This window comes from Cobetia sp. PS-4MA (genome assembly GCF_057670765.1).
In genome coordinates this window covers 1,060,058-1,074,037 of sequence record NZ_CM173107.1, presented here as the reverse complement: position 1 = coordinate 1,074,037, position 13,980 = coordinate 1,060,058, and the positions used below count along the sequence as shown (strand labels likewise).

Below are 13,980 nucleotides of genomic sequence, written 5' to 3'. Positions count from 1 at the left end.
GTCTGCCCTGGGTCTTGGGGCAGGCCGCCAGCCGGCGGCCTGCATCAGTCGTTCATCTTGAGCACGGCAAGGAAGGCGTCCTGGGGAATTTCCACCCGGCCGACCTGCTTCATGCGCTTCTTGCCCGCTTTCTGCTTCTCGAGCAGCTTCTTCTTGCGGCTGACGTCGCCGCCGTAGCACTTGGCGGTCACGTTCTTGCGCAGCGCCTTCACGGTGGAGCGTGCCACGACCTGACCTCCGACGGCCGCCTGGATCGCCACGTCGAACATCTGACGCGGGATCAGTTCCTTCATCTTCTCGACCAGCAGTCGGCCACGGCCGTGAGCATGGTCGCGGTGGATGATGGCCGCCAGCGCATCGACGCGATCGCCATTGATCAGCACGTCCAGACGTACCAGCTTGGCCGCCTCGAAACGCTCGAAGCTGTAATCCAGAGAGGCATAGCCCTTGGAGATGGACTTGAGGCGATCGAAGAAGTCCATCACGACCTCGGCCATCGGCAGCTCGTAGACCAGCTGGATCTGGCTGCCCAGGAACTGCATGTCGAGCTGGACGCCGCGACGATTGACGCACTCGGTGATGACGTTGCCGACGTATTCCTGTGGCACGAGGATGGTGGCACGGCAGATCGGCTCACGCAGTTCATCGACGTTGGCCATGTCCGGAAGCTTCGAGGGGTTGGACACCGGCAGCACGTCGCCGTTGTCCATCAGCACCTCGTAGATCACCGTCGGCGCAGTCGTCAGCAGGTCGAGATTGTACTCGCGCTCCAGACGCTCCTGGATGATCTCCATGTGCAGGGTGCCCAGGAAGCCGACGCGGAAGCCGAAGCCCAGTGCGTCGGAGTTCTCCGGCTCGTAATCCAGCGAGGCATCGTTGAGCGCCAGTTTCTGCAGCGCGTCACGGAAGTCCTCGTAGTCATCGGAGCTGATCGGGAACATGCCGGCGTAGACCTGCGGCTTGACCTTCTGGAAGCCCGGCAGACGCTCGACCTTGTCGGCCGTCTTGGTGTGCACGATGGTGTCACCCACCGGCGCGCCCATGATGTCCTTGATGCCGGCGACGATGAAGCCCACCTCGCCGGCACGCAGCACACCGGTTTCCTTGCGCTTGGGCGTGAAGATACCGATCGCGCCGGTTTCCCAGTCGCGGCCGGTGGACTTCAGGCGGATCTTCTCACCCTTCTTCAGGGTGCCGTCGAAGATACGTACCAGCGAGACGACGCCGAGGTAGTTGTCGAACCAGGAGTCGATGATCAACGCCTGCAGCGGCGCTTCCGGATCGCCCTTGGGCGGCGGAATGTCACGCACCAGACGCTCGAGCAGCGCTTCCATGCCCATGCCGGACTTGGCCGACACCTGACAGGCATCCGTCGCGTCCAGACCGATGATCTCCTCGATCTCCTGGGAGACCTTCTCCGGGTCCGCCTGCGGCAGATCCATCTTGTTGAGGACCGGCAGCACCTCGAGGCCCTGCTCGATGGCGGTGTAGCAGTTGGCCACCGACTGGGCTTCGACGCCCTGACCGGCATCCACCACCAGCAGCGCCCCTTCACAGGCATACAGCGAGCGCGAGACTTCATAGGAGAAGTCGACGTGGCCCGGGGTATCGATGAAGTTCAGCTGATAGGTATTGCCATCATCGGCGTGGTAGTCGAGGGTCACCGACTGGGCCTTGATGGTGATGCCGCGCTCACGCTCGATGTCCATCGAGTCAAGCACCTGCTCCTTGAGCTCACGGTCACTCAAGCCTTCGCACAGCTGAATGATGCGGTCAGCCAGCGTGGACTTGCCGTGGTCGATGTGGGCGATGATTGAGAAGTTGCGGATATGCTTCAAGGACGGCGGCGTTACGCGTTCGGTCATGGATCACTGCTCTGTATTTGTGCCCGTCTCCGTGAAATCACACGGCCAACACGGGAGACGACGGAAATCGAATTGCACGCATTGTACAGTCCGACTTGAGGCGATGATAGAAGGCGTTACCTTTTGCACCTCTCTCACCCAGCCGTTCGAACGGCAGCCACAAGGCAATCCTCATGCTTGCGAGCCCCGCGAGAAGGGGCTCGCCCCTGAATGCAGACGGGGCGCACAGTCGCCCGTGCGCCCCGTCGTCACTCGCCTCCCTTGCTGGCGTCCGCGTCATTCATCGCGCATGCGCAGAGCGATGTACAGCGGGCGACCGTTGCGCACCAGGCGCAGCGAGACCGGGCGATCCGCCGGCAGCTTGGCCACCACGTCACGCAGCGACTGCACGCTGGTCAACGGCTGCTGATTGAGCTCGACCAGCACATCGCCGGCAGTGATGCCCGCCTCTGCCGCCACGCCCTGTGGGTCGACCTCCAGCACCTTGACGCCATTGTCGAGGTTCATTTCCGCCAGCGCCGCCTTGCCAAGCTCGGTCACGGCAATGCCCAGGCCTTGCTTGTCATTGCTGGCAGCGGCAATCTCGTCCTGATCGCTGCCCGGCCAGTGCCCTACCTTGGCCTGCAGGGTCTGACGCTTGCCATCTCGCAGGATGGAAAGCTTGAGCGAATCCCCCGGCGAGCTGGCACCGACCATGCGCGGCAGGTTGGCGGAGGTTTCCACCTCATCGCCATCGACCGCCATGATGATGTCGCCCGCCTTGAGGCCGGACGCTGCGGCCGGGCCATCCGGGTCAAGATCGGCGATCAGCGCGCCACGCGCCCGGTCCAGCCCGAAGGATTCGGCCAGATCCTTGGACACCGGCTGGATGACGACCCCCAGCCAGCCACGATCGACGCGACCATCGGTCTTGAGCTTGTCGGCCACATCCATCGCCACATTGATGGGAATCGCGAAGCTCACCCCCATGAAGCCACCGGAGCGGGTGTAGATCTGGGAGTTGATTCCGACCACGTCTCCCTCGAGATCAAACAGCGGCCCCCCGGAGTTGCCCGGGTTGATCGCGACATCCGTCTGGATGAAGGGCACATAGGCATCCGAGGGCAGCGTGCGATCGATGGCACTGACGATCCCCGCCGTGACGGAGTGATCGAAGCCGAACGGCGAGCCGATGGCCGCTACCCACTGACCGACTTCCAGGGCGTCACTGTCGCCCATCGGCAGAGTGGGCAGATCATCCGCCTTGACCTTGAGCAGCGCGATATCGGTCTTCTTGTCCTCGCCGACCACCTGAGCCTTCAGCTCTCGACGGTCATTCAGGCGCACCATCACCTCGTCGGCACCATCCACGACGTGGGCGTTGGTCATGATGTAGCCATCGTCGGAGATGATGAAGCCGGAACCGAGGCTGGAGCGCTTCTCGATCCCCCCACGCCCCTGACCGGGGAACTGATCACCGAAGAAGTGCTTGAAGAACTCCGGCATCTCCTGGCCATCCGGGCCACGGAACACCGGCCCCGAGGTACGTTTGATCTCGGTGGTGGTCGCGATGTTGACCACGGCAGGCGCCGAATCCTTGACCAGCTGGGTAAAATCGGGAAGTTCACGCGCCTGGGCCATCTGGGCACCCATCAGGGCAGCCATGGCCAACGCGGGCGCCATCAGGCGAGAAAGCGATTTCATCGATGCGACTCCTGGTACGTCCTGTCACTTGTTATGAGGCACGCTGTCACTTGCCATCCAGCATGCTGACGCCGCAGGCGACGTCCCATTCATTGACGCCAAGACGGCGTTGAAGTTCAGCGAATGATACCGCGCTCGACGCAACCTCAGGTCGCATGAAAGCGACAGACGACATGCAGCAGGCATTCTCGGGGACGGGCGAGGGTCGACCACTGCCGCTCACGCGCGCGAGCAGCTGTCAGCCGAGCACAAGAGCCCCGTCAGACGGCCTTGATGGCCAGCGAGTCCACTCCCAGGCGACGCAGCAGGCGGGGACGATACAGCGCCTGCTGCTCAGGACGCGCGGCATGCCAGCGCACCACGCCCAGCCCCGCCGCCAGCGAGAGCGCAAAGCCCAGCGGCACCACCAGAGCCCCTGCGCCTGCCAGCTGCTCGGCTACGATACCGCCGAGCATGCCACTCATCAGCGGCAGGCCATACAGCAGTCCGGCACTGCGCAGGAAGGCGGATTCGTCGATACCGATCACGACCCGTTCGCCGACCATCGGCCACGCCTCGCCAAGCGGCACATGAATCAGCACGCGGTGTGCCTTGCGGCGCGAGAACTGGCTCAACAGCCCGCTCCCGCAACTGCTGCGAGCCTTGCAGGCTCCGCAGGTGGAGCGGCGCTGGGTCTCGACCCACACCCCTTCCCTGCCATGACCGGTGACCTGCCCTTCTTCCTGCATCATCTTGCCGACTCCTGAAATCTCGCCACCTGCCGGCAGCACATATGGGTAGAATAACGCCTTTCAGGGGGACGCTTCACCTCACCCCGCCGCCATTGCCCCTCATCCCGGTCGACCGAGATGACACCCATGTCCGCACAGGAACTCTCATGAGCGAAGCACCGCCACCCTCCACCTCGCGTCTCGACCCCCTGCACGGGGTCACCCTCAAGGCGTTGCTGACCTGGCTGGTCGACCATTACGGATTCGAGACGCTGGGCGAACTGATCCCCATCAATTGCTTCCTGAGTGACCCCAGCATCAACTCCAGCCTCAAGTTCCTGCGACGCACGCCCTGGGCACGCGCCAAGGTCGAGGCGCTCTACATCCAGACGGCAGATCGCTATCTACATGACTGAGGCGGAGAGTGGCCACACCGCCAGGTGACGGCGCTGACCGGACGCGACCAGGATATGCAGACGCAAAAAGAGGGGCAGCCAATGGCTGCCCCTCTTTTTGCGTCGACCCTTGCTGCTTTCACCTACCCTGGCAACGACGCCATCGCAGGCCAGTCATCCAGCGAAGGTTACTGGGCGACATCCTGCAGACTGATCCATTCGCTGCGCTCCGGCACGGGGCCGCGCTCGGACGACTTGCTCAGGTACGCTTCAAGCAGTCGACGCTGGGCAAGATCCGCCGCCGCGACGTTGCTGGACGACATGCCGGATTCATAACCGCCATTCTGCGGGGCCATGAACATGGGACGCGACGGAGAAGCCGTCACGCCGACCTGCATCAGGCCGCCTGCAGCACTCGGTTGTGCCCACTGGGAAGCCTCGGCATTCACGGACGGCTGGCTGACCTGATGCACCGCGCCACCCTGCAGGCCTGAAGCCCCACTGGCCAGCTCCGCGCCTGAGCCGTTGAGGCTCGGCACGCCGGTGTCAGTGCCGTTGAAGACCTGCACACCGGTGATCACCATCACCGCGACACCCGCCGCGATCGCGGCAGAGCCTGCGAAGGAGAAGAGGCTGCGGCGCTCGGCCACGGGTTCGGCAACCGGCGCTTCACGGGAGATCATCTCGACCTCGGCACTCACGGCCGCCGAGATATCCATGGTGAAGCTGCTCTCGCGCTCGCGGTGCATGACGCTGCGCGCAAGATGATAGCGACGCCAGGTGTCTGCCGCCTCAGGCGATTCGTCGAGCCCCTTGAGGACACGTCGCAGATCCAGCTCGTCACCCTCCGCATCCATCAGCGCGGACAGCGACTCCTTCACGGATTCGGTGGTCTTAAGATTCATGCGTAAATACCCTCACACTCGACAGGCCATCACGGGGCACAACCTGCATTTCAGACAACGAATGGCGTCATGACACGACTGGCTCGCTGCATGACTCTTGGCGGCCCGACTGAACGAACCGGCAATCTGCACACTATGATCACGCGCGCGCCAGTTCGTTCCGCGATTCATTCAGAAAACATTCACTTTTCATGCACTATCTGAACAAGCCATTGTTTTTGATGAATTTTCTCGGCAGACAAGGATGTAGACCATCGGAGACAGATACTTGCCTGTCGGGTCCTGCTCGACCGCCAGACGCCATCTTCAACAGTGCCCCTCTCAGTCAGCTACCGCCCCAGCTGCAGCAGGACTGAGCAGCCCCTGGATGGCCTTGTCCACCGATTCGCGAGCACGGAAGATGCGTGAGCGAACGGTCCCCACCGGGCACTGCATCACCTCGGCGATATCCTCATAGGACAGACCGTCGAACTCGCGCAGAGTGATGGCAGTGCGCAGGTCTTCCGGCAATTTCTCGATGGCATCGAACACCACCTTCTCCAGCTCGTCACGCGCCATGGCCGCTTCCGGTGTTTCGACATCCGCCAGACGCCCGGACTGATCCAGCACCTCGGCATCCCCGATGTCCAGATCCGTCCCCGGGGGACGCCGCCCCCGCGAGACCAGATGATTCTTGGCGGTATTGATGGCGATGCGATACATCCAGGTATAGAAGGCGCTCTCCGCCCGGAAATTGGGCAAGGCGCGATAGGCCTTGATGAAAGCTTCCTGGGCGACATCCTGGACTTCGGCATGATCATGCACATAACGGCTGATCAGGCCGAGAATCTTGTGTTGATACTTGTTGACCAGCAGATCGAAGGCGCGGTTATCCCCTTTCTGGGCGCGCTCGACCAGCTGCTGATCTGTCTCATTGACACTCATTCACTCGCTCCCTCCGCGGGAGTGGAGGCACCGCTAGAGACGACTCGCAAAGACGTCCCCGGGGCATCAGTACCTGATGGAAATTGCGACTCGCGCATATGGAATCCGGCCCCTTTGACATTCATGCTCATGGATGCGTCGCGCAATTCGAACAGCACACTGGCTACCTTGCACCCGTTCGGGCGACCAAAATCAACGCACAGTGTTCCTGTTTATCATTTGCACGGCAAGACACGTGGTGGCCAAAGCCACAGGTTTTCCATGCCCACGCCTGAGATGACCGTGTTTGGCGACGCTGACTCGCTCAAGTGTAACGATTACTTTACGACTGACTCATGACCAGGCATGACACTCGCTCCTGATCCCTCCATTTACCTTGACAGGTGATTTATATTGCGCCAAAGCCGCTGACAAGCGTCAAAGCAGCAGATACCATGGAGCCATTCACGACTCCACTCACGGCAGAGGGACAGCCTCTGCCAGGATCTGCGCTCACGATTGCGGACCGAACAACGCTCAGGACACCGTCATGTCAGAACAGCACGTCAACAACCTCAACGTCCTGTCCCAGGATGTACTGATCACTCCGCAGGCGCTCAAGCAGGACATCCCGCTGACCGACAAGGCCGAGCAGACCGTCATCGAAGGCCGTCGTACCATCCAGCGCATTCTGGACGGCGAAGATCCGCGCCTGCTGGTGGTGGTCGGCCCCTGCTCCATCCATGACCTGGACGCCGCCCGCGACTATGCTCGCCGCCTGAAGGTGCTCGCGGAAGAGGTCAAGGACAGCCTCTACATCGTGATGCGCGTCTACTTCGAGAAGCCGCGCACCACGGTCGGCTGGAAGGGATTGATCAACGACCCGCACCTCAACGATTCCTTCGAGATCGAGGAAGGCCTGCACATCGCCCGCGGCCTGCTGGTCGAACTGGCCGAGATGGGCCTGCCGCTGGCCACCGAAGCGCTGGACCCGATCTCCCCGCAGTACCTGCAGGACTGCATCAGCTGGTCCGCCATCGGCGCGCGCACCACCGAATCCCAGACTCACCGTGAGATGGCGTCTGGCCTCTCATGCCCGGTCGGCTTCAAGAACGGCACCGACGGCTCGCTGGATGTCGCCGTCAACGCCCTGCAGTCCGTCTCCCACGGCCACAACTTCCTGGGCATCAATCAGGCCGGTCAGGTCGCGATCATCCGCACCCGCGGCAACGCCTACGGCCACGTCGTGCTGCGGGGTGGCAACGGCAAGCCGAACTATGACAGCGTCAGTGTCGCCCTGGCCGAGCAGGAACTGGCCAAGGCCGGCGTCACCGCCAACCTGATGGTCGACTGCTCCCACGCCAACTCCAACAAGGACCCGGGCCTGCAGCCGCTGGTGCTGGAAAACGTCACTCAGCAGATTCTCGAGGGCAACCGCTCCATCATGGGCCTGATGGTCGAGTCGCACATCAACTGGGGCGCCCAGAAGATCAATGCCGACCGCAGCAAGATGGAATATGGCGTTTCCATCACCGATGCCTGCATCGACTGGGCGACCACCGAAGAGACCTTCAAGACCATGGACACCAAGCTCAAGGACGCCCTGCGCGCCCGCCTCGAGCAGTCCGCCGAAGCCTGATACGCACCGAACAGGCAGACAGAAAAAGCCCCGCCGATCGGCGGGGCTTTTTTGTGGCCACTCAGTACTTGCGAATCAGTACTTGCGAATCAGTACTTGCGAATCAGCACTTGCAGATCAGGGCTTGCGGCTCAGTTCTGACGTACGCCGTCAATCTCGCGCACGAAGGGCGGCAATGCCTCGATCAGCTGCTGACCGTAACGCTTGGTCAGGATGCGCCGATCCAGAATCGTGATGCGCCCCTCATCGGCCTCCTTGCGGATCAGGCGTCCGCAGGCCTGCACCAGCTTGATGGACACATCGGGCACCGCGATGCGCATGAACGGATTGCCGCCTCGCGACTCGATCCACTCTGCAAGCGTCGCACCGACCGGGTCATCCGGCACCGCGAACGGCAGCCGCGTGATCACCACATGGGTCAGGTACTTGCCGGGCAGATCGATCCCCTCGGCGAAGCTCGCCAGGCCGAAGATGATGCTGCCGCGACCACCATCCACCGCCTTGCGGTGCTGACTGAGCAGCTCGTGCTTGGGCAGGCGACTCTGGGCCAGCACCCGCTTGCGGGTCTCGTTGTCCAGCGCCTTGTTGACCGCCGCCAGCTGCTTGCGCGAACTGAACAGCACCAGCACCGCCTCGCGCACATCCAGCGCATTGACGAAATCGACGATCGCCTGCTCATGCGGGCCGGGCGGCGACGGTTCTACCGCCTCGCGCGGGATGGCCAGCACCGCCTTGCCATAATCGAACGGGCTGGGCAGTCGCTGATAGCGATAGCGATTGGCCAGACCAGCGCGCTCCTGCAGGCGCTCGAAGCGGTTGAGCGCCGTCAGGGTCGCGGACGTCAGTACCGCGCCGAAACAGGTCCCCCACAGGTGGCGCGCCAGAGTCTCCGCCGCCGAGACGGGGCTGGCCGAGACGGTCATCTCCGGTTCGCCATTGAAGCGCTCGAAGGTCAGCCAGCGCGCATGCGGCGGGCCATCCGCGGGGTCGCTCAGCCCGATGGCCTCCCACAGCGCATGGGCTTCCAGCGCACGCCCATGCAGCAGGGCCACCAGCGGCAACCAGTCCTCGGCATTCTCCTTGGGCAGGCCTGTTGCCTTCTCCGGGTCCAGACTCTCGCGCAGGATATCGGCGATCTGCTCCAGCGCCCGTGACAGCTCCGCGAAGCCCTTGAGCAGATTGTGCCCCAACTCCTTGAGCGCCTCCGGTGCCTGGCCGCGCTCGAAACGATGATTGGTGGCATCATCGCCCGCCCCCTCCGGCAGGTCAGCCAGCTGGTGGCCCAACCCGAACACCTCGCCCAACCGCGGCTCGATGTCGGCCAGCAACTCCGGCATGCGCGCCAGCAGGCGCCCGATGGTCGGCTGACTGCCCAGCGCCGCGTTCAGCTCGGTGAGCGACTTCTTGAGATTGCCCAGCCAGCGCAGCGTCTGATTGATCGGCGTGCGGTGGTGGAAGTGGTCCAGCGCCTTGTCCGGCAGGTGATGCGCCTCATCGAAGACGTAGATGCAGTCACTGGGCGAGGGCAGCACCAGCCCGCCGCCCAGCGAGAGATCCGCCAGCACCAGATCATGGTTGGCGACGATGATGTCGGCCTGCTCCAGCTGACGGCGGGCACGGAAGAAGGCGCACGCCGAGAAGTGGCTGCAGCGGCGATTGGTGCACTGGCGGTGATCCGTGGTCAGCCGCGCCCAGTCGCGATCCTCGACCTGCAGCGGCCAGCTGTCGCGGTCCCCTGCCCACTCGCCGCTGGCATAGTCCTCGGCCATCTTGCCGGCCAGCTCCACGAAGCTGCCACCATCGCTGGCGATCATGTCGCGCTCGAACAGCGCCATGGTCGGGTTGTCCTCGACGCCTTCCAGCGCCTGATCCAGCTTCTGCACGCACAGATAGCGCCGCCGCCCCTTGGCCAGCGCATAGTCGAAGGTCAGCCCCGAATGCTTCTTGAGCGCCGGCAGGTCCTGATGCATGACCTGCTCCTGCAACGCGATGGTCGCGGTGGAGACCACCAGCCGCTTGCCGCGCGCCTTGGCCACCGGCAGCGCGGAGAGCAGGTAGGCGAGCGTCTTGCCGGTACCGGTACCGGCCTCCAGCACGCAGACGTGCTCGTTGCCGAGGCGATACCCTTCCGGATTCTGCTCGATGTTGCCCAGGGTGCGTGCAATCTCGGCGATCATCAGCCGCTGTCCATAGCGCGGCGTCAGCTCAAGCCCCTCAAGCAGCTTGCGATAGGCGGTCTGGATCTCGCCCTTGAGACTGTCTTCCAGCATTGCGTGTCTCTCCTTGTGCCGAGCTGACCGCCGTGCGGCGCCCTAGCGCAAGACGGCGAACAGCCTGAGCTGTTCGCCGTCCATCACTTGCTGTCTTCTGACTGCGCTGCCGAGCCATGCCCTGATGAGTGGCATCGGTCATCCAGGCCAGACAGTCAGCATGAGCGGGGTATCACCCCCGCGTCACAGCATGCCCTGTGGCGGTTGCTCGCGGGGCAGCGTTTCCTGGATGTACTCCTCGATCCCCGGCAGGGAGAACACATCCTCCTCGCCGATGAAGCTGATCAGGCTCACGTCACTGAAGCTGGCACGATGCACGTAATCTTCCGGCACCTCCGGCAGCGTGAAGTTGATGGCATGGGTGGCATCTTCCAGCGGCAGACCCCGCCCGGCCACGTCACTGACCACCAGCACCTTGAGCTTGCCGTTGCGGAAGGCTTCCTGCGCCTCGAGACGTGCCGTCTGGGTCTCGGCACCCGACATCAGCGCCACCTCGATGCCTGCCTCACGCAGAGCGGCATCGATGCGACGCACCAGCGCACGGGTATTGCCGAATACCACCACGCGCTCCAGCGCGTCCTGCTCGACGAGCTTGACCAGCAGACGCAGCTTGTCGTCGTCGCTGACGGTATAGGCCTGCACGCCCGCGTTGTCCGCCGGGATGGCGGCCGCGGCTTCATGCTCCACCGCCACCTGAGCGGCCTCATGCGTCCACTGCTCTGCCAGGCCCAGCACGTCGGAGGACAGCTCGGCGGAGAACAGCAGTGTCTGGCGCTCCTCGGCACGCGGCGTGGCGCGGATGATGCGCTTGACGTCCGGGATGAAGCCCATCGACAGCATGCGGTCGGCCTCGTCGACCACCAGCACTTCGGTCTCGGAGAGATCGACATCGCGCTTGGTATGGAAGTCCAGCAGGCGGCCCGGCGTGGCGACCAGCAGGTCGACCTTGCGCTCGAGACGCTCACGCTGCTTCTGGTAGTCCATCCCGCCGACCACGCAGGCCACGGAGATGCGCGCGAATTCGGAGAATGCCTTGGCATCCTTCTCGATCTGCAGCGCCAGCTCACGGGTCGGCGCGATGATCACGGCACGCGGGGCTCCCGGCTTCTGACCTTCCGGCGCCTTCTCTTCCAGGAAGTAGGCCAGCGTGGCGATCAGGAAGGCAGCCGTCTTGCCGCTGCCGGTCTGGGCGCGCCCGACCACGTCACCGCCCAGCAGCGCCTTCTCGAAGGTCTGGGTCTGGATCGGGGTGCAGTATTCGAAACCGGCCTTCTGGATGGCACGCATCAACGGCAGCGGCAGATCGAAATCGTGGAAGCGCCACTGACCGGCGACCGGCGCGACCTGGAACTGATCAAGGTTCCACTTGGACTGGGAGCGACGCGGCTTGCGGCGGCGACGCTTGGGCTTTCTGGGCTTCTGGTTCGGGTCCTGCGGCTCTTGCTGAGTCTGCTCAGCGGCTGGCTGGGTCTGATCCGTCTCGCTCATGTAATCCGTTCTTTTCAAGGGTTCATATGCGACAGGCGCGGGCCGCTCTCGGAATCTCGCCACGACAGGCCACACCCGGATGGTTCGTCATGCCCAGTGGTCTCACCTGGTTCGCCTGACCCGCTTGTGACAAGCGGTCGTCTCGGGCTGCATGCGCCTTTGCCGGATTGGGAGTCATCCCGTGCCTGTCTGCTCCCCTTCGGGGGTATGCGTCTCCAGGGCCACGCAGGCCCCGGGTGCAGACATGCACGAATGCTCTCACCTGTTCTGAACGGATTCACGCATCCGGATCTCCCCTGCCCGAATGTTCGGCAGGGGCTGGAGCGGACGTCGGCCATGAGGGTCAGCTCACCTGGCATCGGTCATGTCATCGCCGCGCACAGGGAACCGACAGGCTCATGGGTCGCCACAAGGGCGGCCAGTACTGCGTGTCGGTGGAATGGTTGTCTTCTGTCATCTTCTTTGGGCCCGGCGAGGACACGCTGAACGCTTCCTGCCGGAGCGACCGGGCGGTACGTTGCAGGCCAGGTCAACGAGGCTGGCGGGTCCTGAGAGCCGTTCCCCCGGCACGGCATTCAAGCAACGTGCCGCGAAGGCAGGGTACTTGAGACATGCGTGTGGAGGGTGAGGCTTCGGATCCTGCGGCCAGTCGCGAGTCGCGCCTGCGGGTAACAACGATGATGCCGGATCATTGTACCAGCACGTGACCATCTTCGCGCCCCTGCGTGGCATCGTGATGACCCCGCCCGGGCATGGGGAAACCTCCCATCATCGTCTGCGTCCTGCAGGCGTCAGGGGAGCGGCGTGTGACATGGCGCATGGCACCTGCCCCGTGCAGGCTGGTAGAATGCCCGCCAACTGATGCGATTGCCCGCACGCCACGCCCTGACTTGCGCGTGTGCCCGAGGCTGGCGACTGCTGACACCGAACAGGAAAACCCGAAGATGACACGCAGAAAGAAGAGCCGCTCCATCGCCGACAAGGTGCAGATTCGCACCGGCCGCCGCAAGGACTTCAAGAAGTGGCGCGCCGAGAATCCGGATCAGGTACATTCCGGACCTCGCTATGTGGCCAAGAAGAAGGATCAGCGCAAGAGCCAGGCAGCCGCCAAGCTGGAACGCATGAACGCCGCCCCGCTGCTGCCGCTGCATCCGGACGCCCCTGCCGAGCAGGACGACAAGGGCGGGAATGATGAGGGAGGCAAGGCGTGATGCGACTGGTGTCCTTCAACATCAATGGCATCCGTGCGCGTCCGCATCAGCTGGAAGCGCTGATCGAGGCGCATCAGCCGGACGTCATCGGCCTGCAGGAAACCAAGGTGCAGGACAGCGAGTTTCCCCACGCGCACATCGAGGCACTGGGATATCACGTGGTCTGGCACGGCCAGAAGGGCCACTACGGCGTCGCGATGCTGACCCGCCAGGTGCCGAAGAAGGTGCATTACGGCATGCCCGATGACAGCGAAGATGCCCAGAAGCGCATGATCGGCGTCGAGATCGACGGCCCGAACGGCGAACCGCTGATCGTCTACAACGGCTACTTCCCCCAGGGCGAGAATGTCGAGCACCCGGTGAAGTTTCCCTACAAGACGCGCTTCTATCAGCAGCTGTTCCGCCTGCTGGAAGAGGACCACACCCCCGATCAGCACGTGGTGGTGATGGGCGATTACAACATCTCGGCCACCGACCGCGACATCGGCATCGGCGAGCCCAACCGCAAGCGCTGGCTGCGCGAAGGCAAGACCAGCTTCCAGCCCATCGAGCGCGAGTGGATGGAGCGTCTCTACGCCTGGGGCCTGACCGACAGCTTCCGTCACGTGCACCCGGAAGTCGATGACCAGTTCAGCTGGTTCGACTATCGCTCGCGTGGCTTCGAGCGCGAGCCCAGACGCGGCCTGCGCATCGACCTGATCATGACCAGCCCGGGCCTGACCCCGCTGATCAAGGATTCCGGTGTCGATTACGTGCTGCGTGGCATGGAAAAGCCATCGGACCACGCGCCCGTCTGGACCGATATCGGCTGATACGCTGAGCAACGCCAGCGCGAACACGATCGCCAGATACGCAAACGCCGCCTTCCCCGTCTCAGGACGATCAGGAAAGGCGGCGTTTTCGTTGCACTG

At 63.5% G+C, this 13,980-nt stretch carries 11 protein-coding genes; 4 read left to right on the top strand and 7 right to left on the bottom strand.

All coding sequences use genetic code 11. From position 1 onward, the window contains the following. Nucleotides 1-44: 44 nt before the first annotated feature. From lepA to AC26AR_RS04595, 3 genes are all read right to left on the bottom strand, one after another. A complete protein-coding gene (gene lepA, locus AC26AR_RS04605) occupies nt 45-1,865 on the bottom strand; it encodes a translation elongation factor 4 (RefSeq protein WP_077372164.1) in 1,821 nt (606 codons plus the stop codon). A 276-nt stretch (nt 1,866-2,141) separates the two neighbouring features. Next, on the bottom strand, nt 2,142-3,548 hold the full coding sequence (locus AC26AR_RS04600) for a DegQ family serine endoprotease (RefSeq protein ID WP_176502763.1): 1,407 nt from the start codon (nt 3,546-3,548) through the stop codon (nt 2,142-2,144). Between the two features lie 260 nt (nt 3,549-3,808). Beyond that, the gene (locus AC26AR_RS04595) at nt 3,809-4,279 is read right to left on the bottom strand and encodes a SoxR reducing system RseC family protein (protein WP_077372161.1); all 471 of its coding nucleotides are present in this window, start codon (nt 4,277-4,279) and stop codon (nt 3,809-3,811) included. Nucleotides 4,280-4,425: 146 nt separating this feature from the next. Here AC26AR_RS04595 and AC26AR_RS04590 point away from each other — a divergent pair, with 146 nt between their 5' ends. Further along, on the top strand, nt 4,426-4,674 hold the full coding sequence (locus AC26AR_RS04590) for a VF530 family protein (RefSeq protein WP_084209118.1): 249 nt from the start codon (nt 4,426-4,428) through the stop codon (nt 4,672-4,674). Between the two features lie 167 nt (nt 4,675-4,841). On the opposite strand, the gene AC26AR_RS04585 is transcribed toward AC26AR_RS04590, so the two are convergent. Further along, nucleotides 4,842-5,558 (bottom strand): sigma-E factor negative regulatory protein, encoded by a 717-nt coding sequence (locus AC26AR_RS04585; protein WP_084209119.1) that lies wholly within the window; start codon nt 5,556-5,558, stop codon nt 4,842-4,844. Between the two features lie 321 nt (nt 5,559-5,879). Then, a complete protein-coding gene (rpoE, locus tag AC26AR_RS04580) occupies nt 5,880-6,482 on the bottom strand; it encodes an RNA polymerase sigma factor RpoE (RefSeq protein ID WP_077372152.1) in 603 nt (200 codons plus the stop codon). 529 nt (nt 6,483-7,011) lie between these two features. Between rpoE and AC26AR_RS04575 the strand changes: the two genes are divergently transcribed. Beyond that, nucleotides 7,012-8,100, top strand: a complete 1,089-nt coding sequence (locus AC26AR_RS04575) for a 3-deoxy-7-phosphoheptulonate synthase (protein ID WP_077372149.1) — start codon at nt 7,012-7,014, stop codon at nt 8,098-8,100. A 131-nt stretch (nt 8,101-8,231) separates the two neighbouring features. Here AC26AR_RS04575 and dinG read toward each other — a convergent pair whose 3' ends face one another. Then, nucleotides 8,232-10,370, bottom strand: a complete 2,139-nt coding sequence (gene dinG, locus AC26AR_RS04570; RefSeq protein ID WP_176492958.1) for an ATP-dependent DNA helicase DinG — start codon at nt 10,368-10,370, stop codon at nt 8,232-8,234. Between the two features lie 183 nt (nt 10,371-10,553). Then, nucleotides 10,554-11,858, bottom strand: coding sequence for a DEAD/DEAH box helicase (locus AC26AR_RS04565; protein WP_488107627.1), 1,305 nt, complete (start codon nt 11,856-11,858; stop codon nt 10,554-10,556). A gap of 944 nt (nt 11,859-12,802) precedes the next feature. Here AC26AR_RS04565 and AC26AR_RS04560 point away from each other — a divergent pair. Then, nucleotides 12,803-13,069, top strand: coding sequence for a hypothetical protein (locus AC26AR_RS04560; protein WP_077372139.1), 267 nt, complete (start codon nt 12,803-12,805; stop codon nt 13,067-13,069). After that, on the top strand, nt 13,069-13,881 hold the full coding sequence (gene xthA, locus AC26AR_RS04555; RefSeq protein WP_077372136.1) for an exodeoxyribonuclease III: 813 nt from the start codon (nt 13,069-13,071) through the stop codon (nt 13,879-13,881). The genes AC26AR_RS04560 and xthA overlap by 1 nt, the downstream gene beginning before the upstream one ends. Nucleotides 13,882-13,980 lie beyond the last annotated feature (99 nt).